At 63.5% G+C, this 18,849-nt stretch carries 13 protein-coding genes; 9 read left to right on the top strand and 4 right to left on the bottom strand.

The window, feature by feature from the left end; all coding sequences use genetic code 11:
- Nucleotides 1-126 precede the first annotated feature (126 nt).
- Genes secB through TZ03_RS17935 form a run of 3 tightly spaced genes read right to left on the bottom strand, consistent with a single transcriptional unit; the run spans nt 127 to nt 1,322 of the window.
- Nucleotides 127-612, bottom strand: coding sequence for a protein-export chaperone SecB (gene secB, locus TZ03_RS17925; RefSeq protein ID WP_013974581.1), 486 nt, complete (start codon nt 610-612; stop codon nt 127-129).
- Nucleotides 613-652: 40 nt separating this feature from the next.
- Nucleotides 653-907 (bottom strand): glutaredoxin 3, encoded by a 255-nt coding sequence (grxC, locus tag TZ03_RS17930; protein WP_051099547.1) that lies wholly within the window; start codon nt 905-907, stop codon nt 653-655.
- A 1-nt stretch (nt 908) separates the two neighbouring features.
- Complete coding sequence (locus tag TZ03_RS17935; protein ID WP_051099548.1) at nt 909-1,322, bottom strand: rhodanese-like domain-containing protein; 414 nt, start codon at nt 1,320-1,322, stop codon at nt 909-911.
- Nucleotides 1,323-1,529: 207 nt separating this feature from the next.
- On the opposite strand from TZ03_RS17935, the gene gpmI reads away from it, so the two are divergent.
- The 4 genes from gpmI to TZ03_RS17955 all read left to right on the top strand — a co-directional run bounded on the left by gpmI (nt 1,530) and on the right by TZ03_RS17955 (nt 6,765).
- Nucleotides 1,530-3,065, top strand: coding sequence for a 2,3-bisphosphoglycerate-independent phosphoglycerate mutase (gpmI, locus tag TZ03_RS17940; RefSeq protein ID WP_051099549.1), 1,536 nt, complete (start codon nt 1,530-1,532; stop codon nt 3,063-3,065).
- Nucleotides 3,066-3,289: 224 nt separating this feature from the next.
- The gene (locus TZ03_RS17945; protein ID WP_051099550.1) at nt 3,290-4,594 is read left to right on the top strand and encodes a murein hydrolase activator EnvC family protein; all 1,305 of its coding nucleotides are present in this window, start codon (nt 3,290-3,292) and stop codon (nt 4,592-4,594) included.
- Nucleotides 4,595-4,672: 78 nt separating this feature from the next.
- On the top strand, nt 4,673-5,989 hold the full coding sequence (locus TZ03_RS17950; RefSeq protein WP_051099551.1) for a S41 family peptidase: 1,317 nt from the start codon (nt 4,673-4,675) through the stop codon (nt 5,987-5,989).
- A gap of 8 nt (nt 5,990-5,997) precedes the next feature.
- Nucleotides 5,998-6,765: a divergent polysaccharide deacetylase family protein gene (locus TZ03_RS17955; RefSeq protein WP_051099552.1), complete on the top strand. Its 768-nt coding sequence runs from the start codon at nt 5,998-6,000 to the stop codon at nt 6,763-6,765.
- A 134-nt stretch (nt 6,766-6,899) separates the two neighbouring features.
- On the opposite strand, the gene TZ03_RS17960 is transcribed toward TZ03_RS17955, so the two are convergent.
- Complete coding sequence (locus TZ03_RS17960; protein WP_051099553.1) at nt 6,900-8,903, bottom strand: BCCT family transporter; 2,004 nt, start codon at nt 8,901-8,903, stop codon at nt 6,900-6,902.
- A gap of 477 nt (nt 8,904-9,380) precedes the next feature.
- Between TZ03_RS17960 and betI the strand changes: the two genes are divergently transcribed.
- The 5 genes from betI (at nt 9,381) to mscK (ending at nt 18,759) form a co-directional block, all read left to right on the top strand.
- Nucleotides 9,381-10,037, top strand: a complete 657-nt coding sequence (gene betI / locus TZ03_RS17965) for a transcriptional regulator BetI (protein ID WP_051099554.1) — start codon at nt 9,381-9,383, stop codon at nt 10,035-10,037.
- 39 nt (nt 10,038-10,076) lie between these two features.
- On the top strand, nt 10,077-11,549 hold the full coding sequence (betB, locus tag TZ03_RS17970; RefSeq protein WP_051099555.1) for a betaine-aldehyde dehydrogenase: 1,473 nt from the start codon (nt 10,077-10,079) through the stop codon (nt 11,547-11,549).
- A gap of 153 nt (nt 11,550-11,702) precedes the next feature.
- A complete protein-coding gene (betA, locus tag TZ03_RS17975) occupies nt 11,703-13,394 on the top strand; it encodes a choline dehydrogenase (protein ID WP_051099556.1) in 1,692 nt (563 codons plus the stop codon).
- A gap of 278 nt (nt 13,395-13,672) precedes the next feature.
- A complete protein-coding gene (locus tag TZ03_RS17980; protein ID WP_051099557.1) occupies nt 13,673-15,415 on the top strand; it encodes a potassium/proton antiporter in 1,743 nt (580 codons plus the stop codon).
- A gap of 35 nt (nt 15,416-15,450) precedes the next feature.
- The gene (gene mscK, locus TZ03_RS17985) at nt 15,451-18,759 is read left to right on the top strand and encodes a mechanosensitive channel MscK (protein WP_051099558.1); all 3,309 of its coding nucleotides are present in this window, start codon (nt 15,451-15,453) and stop codon (nt 18,757-18,759) included.
- Nucleotides 18,760-18,849 lie beyond the last annotated feature (90 nt).

Consider the following 18,849-nt stretch of genomic DNA (forward strand, 5'->3'; position numbering starts at 1 on the left):
CCTTTCGCGGGCAAGCCCGCTCCTACAGTGATTGTGTGACCCCTGTAGGAGCGGGCTTGCCCGCGAAAGGGCCAGTGCAGGCAACAAAAAAGCGCCCCGAGAGGCGCTTTTTTGATTCCAGCAAACTTACTGCACAGTCGGCGCTTCGCCAGCTTCCTGCATACGCTGCATTTCTTGCGCGTACAGGGCGTCGAAGTTGACCGGCGACAGCATCAGGGCCGGGAACGAACCGCGGGTCACCAGGCTGTCCAGGGTTTCACGGGCGTACGGGAACAGGATGTTCGGGCAGAACGCACCCAGGGTGTGGCTCATCGAAGCCGCGTCCAGGTTCTTGATCAGGAAGATACCTGCCTGCTGCACTTCAGCGATGAAGGCCACTTCGTCACCGTTCTTGACGGTGACCGACAGGGTCAGCACCACCTCGTGGAAGTCGCCTTCCAGGGCTTTCTGCTTGGTGTTCAGGTCCAGGGCAACGCTCGGCTCCCAGGTCTGGCGGAAGATCTGCGGGCTTTTCGGGGCTTCGAACGACAGGTCGCGCACATAGATGCGCTGCATGGAGAACTGGGGGCTGTTGTCTTCTGCAGCAGCGCCGTTGGTCTGTTGGTCAGTCATGGCAGATCCTTATCCTAATGTTTTTGAATGCAGTGCAAAATCAGGCCGCCAGCAGCGCGTCGAGCTTGCCGGCGCGCTCCAGGGCATAGAGGTCATCGCATCCACCGACATGGGTGCTGCCGATCCAGATCTGCGGTACCGAAGTACGGCCGGCCTTCTGGCTCATCTCGGCACGCAGCTGCGGCTTGCCGTCGACCTTGATTTCATCGAAGGCCACGCCCTTGCTCTCGAGCAGGTACTTGGCACGCATGCAGTAGGGGCAGTAGTCGCTGGAATAGACGATGACGGGCTTCATATCACTTCACCAGGGGCAGGTTATCGGCTTTCCAGCTGGAAACGCCACCGCTCAGTTTGGCGGCGTTGTAACCAGCCTTGAGCAGCTCGCGGCAGATGGTGCCGGACTGCTGGCCCATCGCGTCGACGACGATCAGGGTCTTCTCTTTGTGCTTGTCCAGCTCGGTCATGCGGTTGACCAACTTGTCCTGCGGGATGTTCACCGCACCGACGATGTGACCGGCGGAGTATTCCTTGGGCGGGCGGATGTCGACCACCAGGGCTTTTTCGGCATTGACCAGGGCCGTCAGCTGGCCGTTGCTCAGGCTTTGGCCGCCGCGACGGATTTCGTTGACCAGCAATGCGACCAGCAAAACAACGAAGATCGCCACCAGGATGTAGTGGTTTGTCGCAAATTGAATCAGGTTAGCAACCATCTGGGGTGTTCCACGCGATTGAAAATGCCGGCCAGTATACACAGCCCCTCAATGCCACCAAAGCCCGACGGGCCGGCCGGAAAACCACCTTCACATCGCTGGCACGCATGCGCCGGTCGGGGGAATGGGAGGAATATTCGCCGCAGGTGGCGCATTTGCCCTAAAATGCGTGTCTTTATCATCTTTGAACAACCGTGAGTTTGATTGATGACGAGTACGCCCAAACCCCTGGTCCTGATCATCCTGGATGGCTTCGGCCACAGCGAAAGCCCCGAATACAACGCCATCTACGCCGCCAACACGCCGGTCTATGACCGCCTGCGCGCCAGCCAGCCGCATGGCCTCATTTCCGGTTCGGGCATGGATGTCGGCCTGCCGGACGGGCAGATGGGCAACTCCGAAGTCGGTCACATGAACCTCGGCGCAGGCCGCGTCGTCTACCAGGACTTCACCCGGGTGACCAAGGCCATCCGCGACGGCGAGTTCTTCGAAAACCCGGTGCTTACCGGTGCGGTGGACAAGGCAGCCGGTGCCGGCAAGGCCGTGCATATCCTCGGCCTGCTGTCCGATGGCGGCGTACACAGCCACCAGGACCACTTGGTGGCGATGGCCGAACTGGCCGCGCAGCGCGGTGCCGAAAAGATCTACCTGCACGCCTTCCTCGATGGCCGCGACACCCCGCCACGCAGCGCGCAGTCGTCCATCGAACTGCTCGACGCCACCTTCGCCAAACTGGGCAAGGGCCGCATCGCCAGCCTGATCGGTCGCTACTACGCCATGGACCGCGACAACCGCTGGGACCGCGTCAGCGCCGCCTACAACCTGATCGTCGACAGCACCGCCGAATACACCGCGGACACCGCCCTGGCAGGCCTGGAAGCGGCCTACGCCCGCGACGAGAGCGACGAGTTCGTCAAGGCCACGCGCATCGGCGCAGCGGTCAAGGTCGAAGACGGCGATGCAGTGATCTTCATGAACTTCCGCGCCGACCGCGCCCGCGAGCTGTCGCGTGCATTCGTCGAACCAGACTTCACTGAATTCCCCCGTGCGCGCCTGCCGAAGATGGCGGCCTACATCGGCCTGACCCAGTACTCGGCGAAGATCCCGGCACCGGCAGCCTTTGCCCCGTCCAGCCTGAACAACGTGCTGGGCGAGTACCTGGCGAAGAACGGCAAGACCCAGCTGCGTATCGCCGAAACCGAGAAGTACGCCCACGTCACCTTCTTCTTCTCCGGTGGCCGCGAAGAGCCGTTCGAAGGCGAAGAGCGCATCCTGATCCCGTCGCCGAAGGTCGCTACCTATGACCTGCAACCGGAAATGAGCGCACCGGAAGTCACCGACCGCATCGTCGACGCCATCGAGCAGCAGCGCTATGACGTGATCGTGGTCAACTACGCCAACGGCGACATGGTCGGCCATACCGGCGTGTTCGACGCCGCGGTGAAGGCCGTCGAGGCCCTGGATGGCTGCGTCGGCCGCATCGTCGATGCGCTGGACAAGGTCGGCGGCGAAGCACTGATCACCGCCGACCACGGCAATGTCGAGCAGATGGAAGACGAGTGCACTGGCCAGGCGCATACCGCGCACACCACCGAGCCGGTACCGTTCATCTATGTGGGCAAGCGCAACCTCAAGGTGCGCGACGGCGGCGTGCTGGCCGACGTGGCGCCGACCATGCTCAAGCTGCTGGGGCTGGAAAAGCCGGTGGAAATGACCGGTACGTCCATCCTGGTAGACGCCTGATTCCGTGCATGGGGCCGCGTTGCGGCCCAATCGCCGGCAAGCCACAGGTTCGGTGTCAGCCACAGCTCCCTGTGGGAGCTGGCTTGCCGGCGATTGGGCTGCAAAGCAGCCCCTGTACACATGAATTCCAGACAAACGCCCCGCCGCACCCACAGCGAGGCGTTTTTTTTGCCCGCCCACGCGGGCATACTAGGCCAGTCTCCATCCTTGGTACGCCAAACCCCATGCTTCGCGCCCTGATCCTCCTAGCCCTGTCTTGCCTGCTCAGCCCGGCCTTCGCCGATGAGCGTGCGCAGACCCAGCAGCAACTGGACGCCACCCGCCAGGACATTGCCGAGCTCAAGAAAACGCTGGGCAAGCTCCAGGAAGAAAAAGCCGGTGTGCAAAAGGACCTCAAAGCCACCGAGACCGACATCGGCAACCTCGAAAAGCAGGTGGAGGCTCTGCAGCAAGAACTAAAAAAGACCGAGGGCGAGCTGGAGCGCCTTGATACCGAGAAAAAAAAACTCCAGAGCGCCCGCGTTGAACAACAGCGACTGATCGCCATCCAGGCCCGTTCGGCCTACCAGAACGGCCGCGAGGAATACCTCAAGCTGCTGCTCAACCAGCAGAACCCCGAGAAGTTCGCCCGCACCCTCACCTATTACGACTACCTGAGCAAGGCGCGCCTGGAGCAACTGCGCACCTTCAATGAAACCCTGCGCCAGCTGGCCAACGTCGAGCAGGAAATCTCCACCCAGCAGCAACAGCTGCTGGCCCAGCGTGCCGATCTCGACAGCCGCCGCCAGGCACTGGAAACCGAGCGCGGCAAGCGCCAGCAGGTGCTGGCCAAGCTCAACAGCGACGTGAAAGACCGCGGCCAGAAGCTGCAGGCCCGTGAGCAGGACCAGGCCGACCTGGCCAAAGTGCTCAAGACCATCGAGGAAACCCTGGCCCGCCAGGCCCGCGAGGCCGAGGAAGCACGCAAGAAAGCCTTGCTGGCCCAGCAGGAAGCGGAAAAACGCCGCCAGCAGCAAGCCTTGGCCGCCGCCGCTGCCCGCAACCCAGCCCGCGAACCCGTGGAACCGCCGAAAAAGGCCCGTACCACCCTGGGCCCGATGGTTTCCAGCGACGGCGCGAGCTACGGCGGTGCATTTTCTGCCGCGCGGGGCAAACTTCCCTGGCCAGTCAATGGTCGATTGCTGGCACGCTTCGGCGATGCCCGCGGCAGCGATGCCCGGGCCAAGTGGGACGGGGTGATGATCAGCGCCAACCCGGGCACGCAGGTGCGCGCCGTGCACGGCGGGCGCGTGGTGTTCGCCGACTGGTTGCGCGGTGCCGGGCTTCTGGTCATTCTCGACCATGGCAACGGTTACCTGAGCCTGTACGGCCATAACCAGAGCCTGCTCAAGAACGCCGGCGATATCGTCAAGGCCGGTGAAGCCATTTCCACCGTTGGCGACAGCGGTGGCCAGGACACGGCAGGCTTGTACTTCGCCATCCGCCAGCAGGGCCGGCCTACCGACCCTTCGCAGTGGTGCCGGGGCTAGTCAAATTTCTACGGCGCAGCCCACATGCTGCGCCGATGCTCCGCAGGGAGCGCTTACAGGATCAGGAGTTCGTTCGACATGCTGCACTCGCCTCGTCTCACCCAGCTGGCCCTGTCCATCGCCCTGGCGGTCGGCGCGCCCCTGGCCACTGCCGCGGAGCCGGCCAAGGCGGCTGCAGTGCCGGCCACCGAGGTGACCGCCAAGGCGCCACTGCCGCTGGAAGAACTGCGCACCTTCGCCGAGGTCATGGACCGCATCAAGGCTGCCTATGTGGAGCCGGTGGACGACAAGACCCTGCTGGAAAACGCCATCAAAGGCATGCTCAGCAACCTCGACCCGCACTCGGCCTACCTCGGCCCCGAAGACTTCCAGGAGCTGCAGGAAAGCACCAGCGGCGAGTTCGGCGGGCTGGGCATCGAAGTGGGCCAGGAAGATGGCTTCATCAAGGTAGTCTCGCCGATCGATGACACCCCGGCCTCGCGCGCCGGCGTCCAGGCCGGCGACCTGATCGTCAAGATCAATGGCGCCCCGACCCGTGGCCAGACCATGACCGAAGCGGTCGACAAGATGCGCGGCAAGGTGGGCGAGAAGATCACCCTGACCCTGGTACGCGACGGCGGCAACCCCTTCGACGTGACCCTGACCCGCGCGGTCATCCAGGTCAAGAGCGTGAAGAGCCAGCTGCTGGAGAACGACTACGGCTACATCCGTATCACCCAGTTCCAGGTCAAGACCGGCGACGAAGTGGGCAAGGCTCTGGCCAAGCTGCGCAAGGACAACGGCAAGAAGCTGCGCGGGGTGGTGCTCGACCTGCGCAACAACCCGGGCGGCGTGCTGCAATCGGCGGTGGAAGTGGCCGACCACTTCCTGACCAAGGGCCTGATCGTCTACACCAAGGGCCGCATCGCCAACTCCGAGCTGCGCTTCTCGGCCGACCCGGCCGACGCCAGCGAAGGCGTGCCATTGGTGGTGCTGATCAACGGCGGCAGCGCCTCGGCCTCGGAAATCGTCGCTGGCGCCCTGCAAGACCAGAAACGCGCCGTGCTGATGGGCACCGACAGCTTCGGCAAGGGCTCGGTACAAACCGTGCTGCCCTTGGCCAATGACCGCGCCCTGAAGCTGACCACCGCGCTGTACTTCACCCCCAACGGCCGCTCGATCCAGGCCCAGGGCATCGTCCCCGACATCGAAGTGCGCCAGGCCAAGCTTACCGCCGAAGCCGACACCGACAACTTCAAGGAAGCCGACCTGCAGGGCCACCTGGGCAACGGTAACGGCGGCGCCGACCGCCCGACCGGCAGCAGCAAACGCAAGGAGCGCCCACAGGACGATGACTTCCAGCTGAGCCAGGCGTTGAGCCTGCTCAAAGGCCTCAACATCACCTCGGGCAAGTGATCCAGCCCATGCGGTATCTGCTGTGCCTGCTGTTCTGCCTGCTGGCCGGGGTCGCGCAAGCCGCGCCGGCCGGCAAGGCCTACATGAGCATCATCATCGACGACCTCGGCCAGAGCCCCGAGCGTGACAGCCGCACCCTGGCCCTCCCCGGCCCGGTGACCATGGCGATCATGCCCGACACCCCGCATGCCACGGACTTCGCCCGCCAGGCGCACAAGGCCGGCAAGACGGTGATCCTGCACATGCCCATGGACCCGGCTACCGGAGCTTATGCCTGGCACCCTGGCATTACCATCGAAGAACTGGCCCGGCGCCTGGACGCAGCCCTGGCCAAGGTCCCTTATGCCGCCGGCATCAACAACCACATGGGCAGCCGCATGACCGCCCAGCGCGGGCCGATGGCCTGGCTGATGGGCGAGCTGCAACGGCGTCACCTGTTCTTCGTCGACAGCCGTACCAGTGCGGCTACCGTAGCGGCTGCCGAAGCACAGGCGCAAGGATTGGCCCACGTTTCACGGGATGTCTTTCTTGATGACGTGCGCACCACCGCGGCGATTAGCGCGCAGTTGCAGCAGGGTATCGCCCTTGCCCGCAAGCAAGGCTCGGCGGTGCTGATCGGGCACCCTTATCCACAGACCCTGGAAGTGCTGGAGCGCGAACTGCCACGGCTCAAGGGCCAGGGCATCGAGCTGATCCGGCTGCAGCAGATGATCGCCGTGCGCAGCAACCAGGCGATGCCGGGGCATGGCAGGAACGGGCGCTACAGCAACCGCTGAGAAGCTGGGGCTGCTTTGCAGCCCTTCGCGGGCAAGCCCGCTCCTACAGGAACCGAGCAGGTTTCAAAGCCTGTGACAATCCTGTGGGAGCGGGCTTGCCCGCGAAGGGCCGCAAAGCGGCCCCCTGACGATAATCAGCTATACACCCGCCCCAGCAACTGCCGGTGGCTCTCGAACTGATCCAGCACGTCACGCACGATCTGCTCGGGCGCAAAGCCCATCAGGTCGTACTCCTGGCTGCCGTCGTGCAGGTACACCTCGGCACGATAGAAGCGCTGACGTACTTCCGGCTCGCCTTCCACCGGTGCCTCGCTCGGTGCAGCCAGATAGCCGTCCAGGCTCACTTCGTAAACGAACGGGTTACCCTCGTCCATCATCACTCGCAGGCCCATCATGTTGCGCGACTGGCCAACGCGGGTTTCCACCTCGAAGCCCAACGTCTGCAGATGCGCGGCGGCTTCTTTCAGCGCCGGGCTGACCTGCTTGTCCATGAAGCGCTGGACCACGGCCTGGGTCGGCTGCAGTTCCAGCTGGGTCAGGCGCTCGCTGAAGCCGCGACGGCCACGGGCGGCCAGTTCGGCACGCTCCTGCTCGACCGCCACGTCCTGCTTCATGGCCTTGTACAGGCCGAACATGAACAGCACCAGCACCACCGAGAACGGCAGGCCTGCCAACACCACCATGGTCTGCATGGCCTCGAAGTTACCGGCGAACAGCAGGCCGATGGTGACCAGGGTGATGACCACCGACCAGAACACCACCATCCAGTGCGGGGCGTCTTCGTCGACCTTGCCGCCTTTGCACGACAGATTGGCCATCATCACCGCGCCGGAGTCGGCCGGGGTGAGGAACAGCACGAAGCCGACGAATACCGCCACACCGATCACGATCTTGGCCGCCGGGAAGTATTCCAGCAGTTGGTAGATCGACATCGACGGCTGCTCCAGCGCGGTCTTGCCCAGCTCCACCGCGCCCTGATTGATCACCAGGTCCAGCGCGGTGTTGCCGAAGATCGACAGCCAGGCCAGGGTGAAGCCCAGCGGGATCAGCAGCACGCCCATCACCAGTTGGCGCACGGTGCGGCCCTTGGAGATACGGGCAATGAACATGCCGACGAATGGGCCCCAGGAAATCCACCAGGCCCAGTAGAACACGGTCCACAGGCCCAGCCAGCGCTCGGACTTGCCTGTCTCGCCTTCATACACATAGAGGTCGAAGGTTTTCAGCACGATGCCGTTGAGGTAGTCGCCCACGTTCTGCACCAGGCCGTTGAGCAGGTGCAGGGTCTCGCCGCCCAGCAACACGAAGATCAGCAAGCCGCTGAACAGCACGATGTTCAGGTTGGACAGGCGGCGAATACCGTTTTCCACACCCGAAACAGCTGCCACGGTGGCCACACCAGCCATGACCAGGATCACCACCAGCAGGTTGGTCTTGCTGTGGTCCATGCCAAACAGGTATTCCAGGCCGGAAGCTACCTGCATCGAGCCGATACCCAGGTTGGTCACCAGGCCCAGCAGGGTGACGAACATGCCGAAGATGTCCACGGCATTGCCGGCAGCGCCCTTGACCCAGCGCTCACCTACCAGCGGGTACAGCGCCGAACGCAGGGCCAGCGGCTGGTTGTGGCGGTAGGCGAAGTAACCCACGGCCAGGCCGACCAGGGCGTAGATCGCCCAGCCGTGCAGACCCCAGTGCAGGAAAGTCAACTGCAGGCCCTGGCGCGCGGCCTCGAGGCTGGCCGGGGTACCTTCCGGTGGGTTGAAGTAGTGGTCCAGCGGCTCGGACGCGCCGAAATACAGCAGCGAAATGCCGATACCGGAGGAGAACAGCATGCCGGCCCAGGCGCCATAGCTGAAGTCGGGCTGGTCATCCTTGCCGCCAAGCTTGAGCTTGCCGTAGTCGGAGAAGGCCAGGTAGACGACGAACAGCAGGTAACCGCAGATCACCAGCATGTAGTACCAGCCAAAGGTGCGCGTCAGCCATTTCTGGGCCACGCCCAGCACCTGGCCGGCAGTTTCGGGTACAGCGATCAGCAAGGCAGTCAGAACGAGGATCATCAGCGCGGAGGTGAAGAACACCACGCGATTGACCCGTACCCTCTCGGCGGGGGGTTTGGTTAGGGAGGCAGAACTCATTGCACGAATGCTCCGGGCAGTACGGCTGTGGAGGCTAATCAGTCTTTCCCGAGCAATTGGTGGAATATCCCCACTGCGTCAGGTGTTATAAAAGCACCCTGGAAACCGTGATCCCGAATCGATACGTTGCAAAAAAACAGACAGGTGGCCTGCTGAAAATGCCACGCCTCAACGCGAGGTGCGCGCATTCGTCACAGATCACCCCGCCCGCTCCAAGGGCCTGTCGCAGGGCCAATGGCCGTACGGCAGAATCTGCATTTCGCATCGCACATGCCCGTCAACGCCTTGTATTCCGGGGGTTACGCGATTTCCTGGGGTGTCAATCCGTGCCTTCTCGACGGCCTTAGAAACTGTCAATGGCACAAATTGTCGCAGAGCTTATTCTTTATTGATTGAACGTTCAATCAAAACAAAATAGACTGGTCTTCGCCGAGTCAGCCGCCTGTCGTCTGCTCGCAGGCCTGAGGAGATAGCAAGATGCCCAAGGTCGGTATGCAACCCATCCGCCGCCAGCAGTTGATCGAAGCCACGTTGCAGGCGGTCGATCAGGTCGGTCTGGGGGACGCCAGCATTGCGCTGATTGCCCGTTTGGCCGGTGTGTCGAACGGCATCATCAGTCACTACTTTCGGGACAAGAACGGCCTGATCGCAGCGACGATGGGTTACATCATGAACATGCTCAACGAAGGCGTTCGAGCACGTCGCCAGGCCCTGACGGACGACAGCCCGCGCGCCCACCTGAAAGTGATCATCGAGGGTAACTTCGATGCCAGCCAGGTAAATGGCCCGGCAATGAAAACCTGGTTGGCCTTCTGGGCTTCCAGCATGCACCAGCCCGATTTGCACAGGTTGCAGCGGATCAACGACCACCGCTTGTACTCCAACCTGTGTTGCCAGTTCCGCCGCGTCCTGCCGCTCTACCATGCGCGCAAGGCAGCCCGCGGCCTGGCAGCCTTGATCGACGGATTGTGGCTGCGTGGTGCCCTGTCGGGTGATGCATTCGACACCGACCAGGCGGTACGGATTGCTTACGAATACATGGATCTACAACTGGCTAAGCAGCACACCCTGGGCACAGATGACCAGGCCGCTGACCCAACGCGCACGGCCCTTGCCAACCCGGCAGGAGCGTGACGCGCAAGCCAAACCACACACTGCACTTGCGAGGACACTATGGCCCGTTTCGGAACGCAAAAACTCTACATTGATGGCGCTTACGTCGACTCTGGCAGCGATGCCACTTTCGAAGCCATCAACCCGGCTACCGGCGAAGTCCTCGCCCATGTGCAACGTGCCACCGCGGCTGACGTCGAGAAGGCCGTGGAAAGCGCCGAGCGCGGCCAGAAGGTGTGGGCCGCGATGACCGCCATGCAGCGTTCGCGCATCCTGCGCCGCGCCGTCGACATCCTGCGCGAGCGCAACGACGAGCTGGCCATGCTGGAAACCCTGGACACCGGCAAGTCGTACTCGGAAACCCGCTACGTCGACATCGTCACCGGCGCCGACGTGCTGGAGTACTACGCTGGCCTGGTGCCGGCCATCGAAGGCGAGCAGATCCCGCTGCGTGAATCGTCCTTCGTCTACACCCGCCGCGAGCCGCTGGGCGTGACCGTCGGTATCGGCGCCTGGAACTACCCGATCCAGATCGCCCTGTGGAAGTCCGCCCCGGCCCTGGCTGCCGGCAACGCGATGATCTTCAAGCCGTCGGAAGTCACCTCGCTGACCACCCTGAAACTGGCCGAGATCTACACCGAAGCCGGTCTGCCGAACGGTGTGTTCAACGTTCTCACCGGCAGCGGCCGCGAAGTCGGCACCTGGCTGACCGAGCACCCGCGCATCGAAAAAGTCTCCTTCACAGGCGGCACCACCACCGGCAAGAAGGTCATGGCCAGCGCCTCGAGCTCGTCGCTCAAGGAAGTCACCATGGAGCTGGGCGGCAAGTCGCCGCTGATCATCTGCGCCGACGCCGACCTGGACAAGGCCGCCGACATCGCCATGATGGCCAACTTCTACAGCTCGGGCCAGGTGTGCACCAACGGCACCCGCGTGTTCATCCCGGCTGAAATGAAGGCGGCTTTCGAAGCCAAGATCGTCGAACGCGTTGCCCGCATCCGCGCCGGCAACCCGGAAGACGAAAACACCAACTTCGGCCCGCTGGTCAGCTTCCAGCACATGGAAAGCGTGCTCGGCTACATCGCCAAGGGTAAAGAAGAAGGTGCCCGCGTGCTGTGCGGCGGTGAGCGCCTGACCGCCGGTGATTTCGCCAAGGGCGCGTTCGTCGCCCCGACCGTGTTCACCGACTGCAGCGACGACATGACCATCGTCAAGGAAGAGATCTTCGGCCCGGTGATGAGCATCCTCACCTACGAGACCGAAGAAGAAGTGATCCGCCGTGCCAACGACACCGAATACGGCCTGGCCGCCGGTGTCTGCACCAACGACATCACCCGTGCCCACCGCATCATCCACAAGCTCGAAGCCGGTATCTGCTGGATCAACGCCTGGGGTGAATCGCCGGCCGAAATGCCGGTCGGTGGCTACAAGCAGTCGGGCGTCGGCCGTGAGAACGGTATCAGCTCGCTGGCTCAATACACTCGCATCAAGTCGGTCCAGGTCGAGCTGGGCGGCTATTCGTCGGTCTTCTGACCGACAGCTTCAAGTCGCTAGCTTCAAGCTGCAAGAAAGAGCCGGTCGGCGTATGCCACCGGCCCTTGCAAGCCTCATCCATTCGCGAGCTTCGCACGACTGCTTTTCTTGCAGCTTGTAGCTTGAAGCTTGCCGCTCAAATGGGAGAAACCCATGGAATACGATTACATCATCGTCGGTGCCGGTTCGGCCGGTAACACCCTGGCCACTCGCCTGACCGAAGATGCCGGCGTCACCGTACTGCTGCTGGAAGCCGGTGGCCCCGACTACCGCTTCGACTTCCGCACCCAGATGCCAGCCGCACTGGCCTTCCCGCTGCAGGGCCGCCGCTACAACTGGGCCTACGAGACCGACCCGGAGCCGCACATGGACGGCCGCCGCATGGAATGTGGCCGCGGCAAGGGCCTGGGTGGCTCGTCGCTGATCAACGGCATGTGCTACATCCGTGGTAACGCCATGGACTTCGACGGCTGGGCAGAGCTGCCAGGCCTGGAAGACTGGACCTACCTCGACTGCCTGCCGTACTTCCGCAAGGCCGAAACCCGCGACATCGGCCCGAACGACTACCACGGCGGCGAAGGCCCGGTCAGCGTGACCACGCCAAAAGCCGGCAACAACCCGCTGTTCCACGCCATGGTCGAAGCCGGCGTGCAGGCCGGTTACCCGCGCACCGAAGACCTCAACGGCTACCAGCAGGAAGGCTTCGGTCCGATGGACCGTACCGTGACCAAGCAAGGCCGCCGCTCCAGCACCGCCCGCGGCTACCTGGACCAGTCCAAGAAGCGCCCGAACCTGACCATCGTCACCCATGCCCTGACTGACCGCGTGCTGTTCGACGGCAAGCGCGCTGTCGGCGTGACCTACCTGGTCGGCGACAGCGAAGAGCGTGTCGAAGCCCGCGCACGCAAGGAAGTGATCGTCAGCTCCGGCGCCATCGCTTCGCCGCAGCTGCTGCAACGCTCCGGCGTTGGCCCGCGCGCCCTGCTGGAAAGCCTCGACATCCCGGTGGTGCACGACCTGCCGGGCGTCGGCGAAAACCTGCAGGACCACCTGGAGCTGTACCTGCAGTACGCTTGCACCCAGCCGGTATCGCTGTACCCATCGCTGCTGTGGTGGAACCAGCCAGCCATCGGTGCCGAATGGATGTTCAAGGGCACTGGCATCGGCGCCAGCAACCAGTTCGAGGCCGGCGGTTTCATTCGTACTCGCCCTGAGTTCGAATGGCCGAACATCCAGTATCATTTCCTGCCGGTAGCGATCAACTACAACGGCTCCAACGGGGTGAAGGAGCACGGCTTCCAGGCGCATATGGGCTCGATGCGCTCGCCAAGCCGTGGTCGCGTACAGGCCAAGTCCAAGGACCCGCGCCAACACCCGAGCATCCTGTTCAACTACATGGCCACCGAGCAGGACTGGCAGGAGTTCCGTGACGGCATCCGCCTGACCCGCGAAATCATGGCCCAGCCGGCGCTGGACCCGTACCGCGGCCGCGAGATCAGCCCGGGCGCGCACGTGCAAACCGACGAGGAACTGGACAAGTTCATCCGCGAGCACGCCGAAACCGCCTTCCACCCGTCCTGCTCGTGCAAGATGGGCACCGACGACATGGCGGTGGTCGACAATCAGGGTCGCGTGCACGGCATGCAGGGCCTGCGCGTGGTCGATGCGTCGATCATGCCGATCATCATCACCGGCAACCTCAACGCCACCACGATCATGATCGCCGAGAAGATCTCGGACAAGATCCGTGGCCGCAAGCCGCTGGCGCGCAGCACCGCCAAGTACTACAAGGCCAACGGTGCACCGGTGAAGGGCAAGCCGATGCGTGAAGTGAAGCAGGCGTAAGCCTGCACCGGCCTCTTCGCGGGCGCGCCCGCTCCCACAGGTACTGCATCGCCAGCAAGCCTTGTGATATCCCTGTGGGAGCGGGCAAGCCCGCGAAGAGGCCCGCCCAGGCACTACAACAAAAGGCACCCACCACGGTGCCTTTTGTACATCTGCAGAAACGCTTTACATGCTGCCAATTCATCAGGTTAGAATCGATTGGCACGCGACCTGCTAGCTTTTGCTGAAAAGTACGCTACCAAGTCCCTTTTCCCCGCGCTGTCCCGGAGTACCTGCCTTTGGATGCAAGCACCATCAACAGCCTGTTCCTGATCGGCGCATTGCTGGTGGGCGCAAGTATCCTGGTCAGCTCGCTGTCGTCGCGCCTGGGCATCCCTATCCTGGTCATCATCCTCGCCGTCGGCATGGTCGCTGGTGTAGACGGTGGCGGGATCATCTTCAACAACTACCCGACCGCCTACCTGGTGGGCAACCTGGCACTGGCCGTGATCCTGCTCGACGGTGGCCTGCGCACGCGCGTGGCGAGCTTCCGCGTGGCATTGTGGCCGGCGCTGTCGCTGGCCACCGTCGGTGTGATGATCACCACCGCGCTCACCGGCATGGTGGCTGCCTGGCTGTTCGACCTGAGCCTGATCCAGGGCCTGCTGATCGGTGCCATCGTCGGCTCCACCGACGCCGCGGCGGTGTTCTCGCTGCTCGGCGGCAAAGGCCTGAACGAGCGGGTCACCGCCACCCTGGAAATCGAATCAGGCAGTAACGACCCGATGGCGGTGTTCCTCACCGTCACCCTCATCGACATGATCGCCAGCGGTCAGACCGGCCTGCACTGGAGCTTGCTGGGCCACCTGCTGCGCGAGTTCGGCATCGGCGGGCTGTTGGGCCTGGGCGGCGGCTGGCTGATGCTGCAGCTGGTCAACCGCATCAGCCTGGCTGGCGGCCTGTACCCCATCCTGGTGATAGCCGGCGGCCTGGTAGTGTTCTCGCTGACCAACGCCCTGCATGGCAGCGGCTTCCTTGCCGTGTACCTGTGCGGCCTGGTGCTGGGTAACAAGCCGATCCGCAGCCGCCACGGCATCCTGCACATGCTCGACGGCATGGCCTGGCTGGCCCAGATCGGCATGTTCCTGGTGCTGGGGCTGCTGGTCACGCCCCACGACCTGCTGCCGATCGCCCTGCCCGCGCTGGGCCTGGCGCTGTGGATGATCCTGGTGGCGCGGCCGCTGTCGGTGGTCGCTGCACTGCTACCGTTCAAGGCCTTCCATGGCCGCGAGAAAGGCTTCATTTCCTGGGTTGGCCTGCGCGGCGCGGTACCGATCATTCTGGCGGTATTCCCGCTGATGGCCGGCCTGCCCGACGCCCAGCTGTTCTTCAACCTGGCGTTCTTCATCGTACTGGTGTCACTGCTGGTGCAAGGCACCAGCCTGCCGTGGATGGCCAAGCTGTTGAAAGTGACAGTACCGCCAGACCCGGCGCCGATCTCCCGTTCCGCCCTGGAAGTGCACATCACCAGCGAGTGGGAAATGTTCGTCTACCGCCTGGGTACCGAAAAATGGTGCATCGGCGCCGCCCTGCGCGAGCTGAAAATGCCCGAAGGCACGCGGATCGCCGCACTGTTCCGTGGCGAGCAGTTGCTGCACCCGTCGGGCAGCACCGTGCTGGAAGTGGGCGACATGCTCTGCGTGATCGGCCATGAGCACAACCTGCCGGCCCTGGGCAAACTGTTCAGCCAGGCACCGCAGCGCGGCCTGGACCTGCGCTTCTTTGGCGACTTCGTGCTCGAAGGCGATGCCGAACTGGGTGCGGTGGCGGCACTGTACGGCCTGAAACTCGATGGCCTGGACGCGAAAATGCCACTGGCACAGTTCATCCGACAGAAGGTCGGAGGCGCTCCAGTAGTAGGTGATCAGGTCGAATGGCATGGCACGATCTGGACCGTGGCGACCATCGACGGGAACAAGATCCAGAAAGTGGGCGTCAGATTCCCCGAAGGAACGCGACCCGGACCAGGATTGTTCCTCTAAACTTCGTTTCTGCCGGATCCACAAGTAGTCTGCCTATGTCCCTGCGCGTACACCTTCGCACAGCCCTGCTCGGGCTGTGCCTGTCTCTTTCCTTTGCGGCCATCGCGGCAGAAGCCCCAACCACCGCCGGCATCCAGAACAGCCTCGACAAGATCGCCGAGCGCAAGCTACCCGAAGCCGAGCAGAAAGCCTTGCAGCAGGTGCTGGAGCAAACCCTCAACCTGCTCGCCAGCAAGGAAGACAACGAGAAGAAACTGGCCGCGCTCAAGCAGCAACTGGCCGATGCGCCGAAAGAAACCAGCGACAACCAGCGCGAACTGGCCAAACTCAAGGAAAGCAAGGCGCAGCCGGTGGTCCAGCGCTATGCCAGCCTCAGCGTGCCGCAGTTGGAGCAGATGCTCAGCGAGCGCAGCACCCTGCAGGGCGAGTTGCAGAAGGCGCTGTCCGAAGCCAACAGCCTGATCATCAATTCGCAGACCCGCCCGGAACGCGCCCAGGCCGAAATCAGCAACAGCCAGGCACGCACCCAGCAGATCAACAGCATCCTCAAGAACGGCAAAGACGCCGGCAAACCGATCAACGCCGACCAGCGCAACCAGCTCAATGCCGAGTTGGCCTCGCTCAATGCGCTGACCCTGCTGCGCCGCCAGGAGCTGGCCGGCAACAGCCTGCTGCAAGACCTGGGCAACGCCCGCCACGACCTGCTGATCGAACGCGCCGCGCGCCTGGAGCAGGAAATCCAGGACCTGCAGACGCTGATCAACGACAAGCGCCTGGCCCAGTCCCAGGAAGCGGTCACCCAGCAGTCGATCGAGGCCCAGAAAGCCGGCGGCAGCAGCCTGCTGGCCACCGAAAGCTCGGTCAACCTCAAGCTCTCCGACTACCTGCTCAAGAGCACCGACCGTCTCAACGAACTGACCCAGCAGAACCTGCGTACCAAGCAGCAACTGGACAGCCTGACCCAGGCCGACCAGGCGCTGGACGAGCAGATCAACGTGCTCAAGGGCAGCCTGCTGTTATCGAAGATTCTCTACAAACAGAAACAGACCCTGCCGCACCTGAAGGTCGACCGCAACCTGGCCGACCAGATCGCCGACACCCGCCTGTACCAATTCGAGGTCAACCAGCAACGCGAGCAGATGAGCAACCCGGTCACCTACGTCGACAAGCTGCTGGCCGCGCAGCCGCAGGAAGAGGTGAACCCGCAGCTGCGCAAGGCCTTGCTGGAAGTGGCGATCACCCGCAGCGACCTGCTGGAACGGCTGAACCGCGAGCTGTCGGCGCTGCTCAACGAATCGATCACCCTGCAGCTCAACCAGAAGCAGTTGCTGAGCACCGCGCAGAGCCTGCGCACCACCCTCGACGAGCAGATGTTCTGGATCCCCAGCAACAAACCGCTGGACTGGGACTGGCTGAGTTATGTGCCAGAGCGCCTGGCTGACCAGGTCGCCAACCTGCCGTGGAGCTCGGGCCTGAAGGAACTGGCCGACGGCCTGAGCCAGCGCCCGCTGCTGTTCCTGCCACTGTTGCTGGCGATCGGCGCCCTGCTGTGGCGGCGCAAGTACCTGCACCAACGGCTGGGCAAGGTGCATCAGGATATCGGCCACTTCCGCCGTGACAGCCAGTGGCACACACCCCAGGCGATCCTCATCAACATCCTCCTGGCAATGCCGGTCAGCCTGGGCCTGGCCCTGTGCAGCTACGCCCTGCAGATCGACGCCCGCGGGCAGAACGCCAACCTCGGCGCCGCACTCTGGCAACTGGCCCAGGCCTGGCTGGTGTTCTACACCGCCTACCGCATCCTCGCCCCCGGTGGCGTGGCAGAAATCCACTTCCGCTGGCACAAGCCGCAGGTCGAATTCCTGCGCGGCTGGGTGCGCCGCCTGGGTACCGTGGTGCTGGCGCTGGTCGGCGTGGTGGCGGTGGCCGAGCATCAGCCTTCGGCGCTGGCCGACGATGTGCTGGGCATCGGCGTGGTGCTGACCTGCTACGCGCTGATGGCCTGGCTACTCAGCCGCCTGCTGCTCAGCAGCCCCGCGCACCGCGACACCTCGCTGTTCCGCAAGGCCGTGGGCGTGGCCTTCACCGCCCTGCCCATCGCCCTGTTCGTGGCCGTGTGCTTCGGCTACTACTACACCGCGCTGAAACTCACCGACCGGCTGATCTACACCCTGTACCTGCTGTTGTTCTGGCTGGTGATCGAGGCTGCGTTCGTGCGTGGCCTCTCGGTCGCGGCACGGCGCCTGGCCTACCAGCGCGCGCTCAGCAAGCGGGCGGCGGCCAAGGAAGGGCTGGATGGCGAAGTCATCAGCGAAGAGCCGACCCTGGACATCGAACAGGTCAACCAGCAGTCGCTGCGCCTGATCCGCCTGGCCCTGCTCGGCGGTTTCATCGCCGGCCTGTACTGGGTGTGGTCGGACCTGATCACCGTGTTCGCCTACCTCAACAACTTCGTCCTGTACGAATACACCAGCGGCACCGGTGCCGCCGCCAGCATGGTGCCGATCAGCCTCGGCGACCTGCTGGGCGCGCTGGTGATCGTCGGCATCACCTTTGCCCTGGCCGGCAACTTGCCGGGCCTGCTGGAGGTACTGGTGCTGTCGCGCCTGAACCTGGCCCAGGGTAGCGCCTACGCCACCACCACGCTGTTGTCGTACACCATCGTCGGCGTCGGCATCGTCAGCACCCTGTCGACCCTGGGGGTCAGCTGGGACAAGCTGCAATGGCTGGTGGCCGCGCTGTCGGTAGGCCTGGGCTTCGGCATGCAGGAGATCTTCGCCAACTTCATCTCCGGCATCATGATCCTGTTCGAGCGCCCGGTGCGCATCGGCGACACCATCACCATCGGCAACCTGTCAGGCACGGTCAGCAAGATCCGCATCCGCGCCACCACCATCACCGACTTCGACCGCAAGGACATCATCGTCCCCAACAAGACCTTCATCACCGGCCAGCTGATCAACTGGTCGCTGACCGACACCGTCACCCGGGTGACGCTGAAGCTGGGCATCGACTACGGCTCCGACCTCGACCTGGTGCGCGAGCTGTTGCTCAAGGGCGCACATGAGAACCCGCGGGTGCTCAAGGACCCGGAGCCGATCGTGTACTTCCTCAACTTCGGCGAAAGCTCGCTGGACCACGAGCTGCGCATGCACGTACGCGACCTGGGCGACCGCAACCCGACCCTGGACGAGATCAACCGCTACATCAACCGCGAGTTCAAGGCGCACGACATCAAGATCTCGGTGCGCCAGGTGGAGGTATTCCTGATGGACCCGAAAGGCGGCAAGCAGCAGCTGATTCCCATGGAACAGCCGAAATCGGATGGCACTCAACCTGTGTGAGTGGACTCCATAGGACATGAACGCCCAAAATGCCTGCGAGGGCTTCGCCCTCGATCGCCGGCAAGCCAGCTCCCACAGGCACTGCACATG

This window comes from Pseudomonas sp. 10-1B (genome assembly GCF_000935045.1).
In the GTDB taxonomy this organism is placed as follows: domain Bacteria; phylum Pseudomonadota; class Gammaproteobacteria; order Pseudomonadales; family Pseudomonadaceae; genus Aquipseudomonas.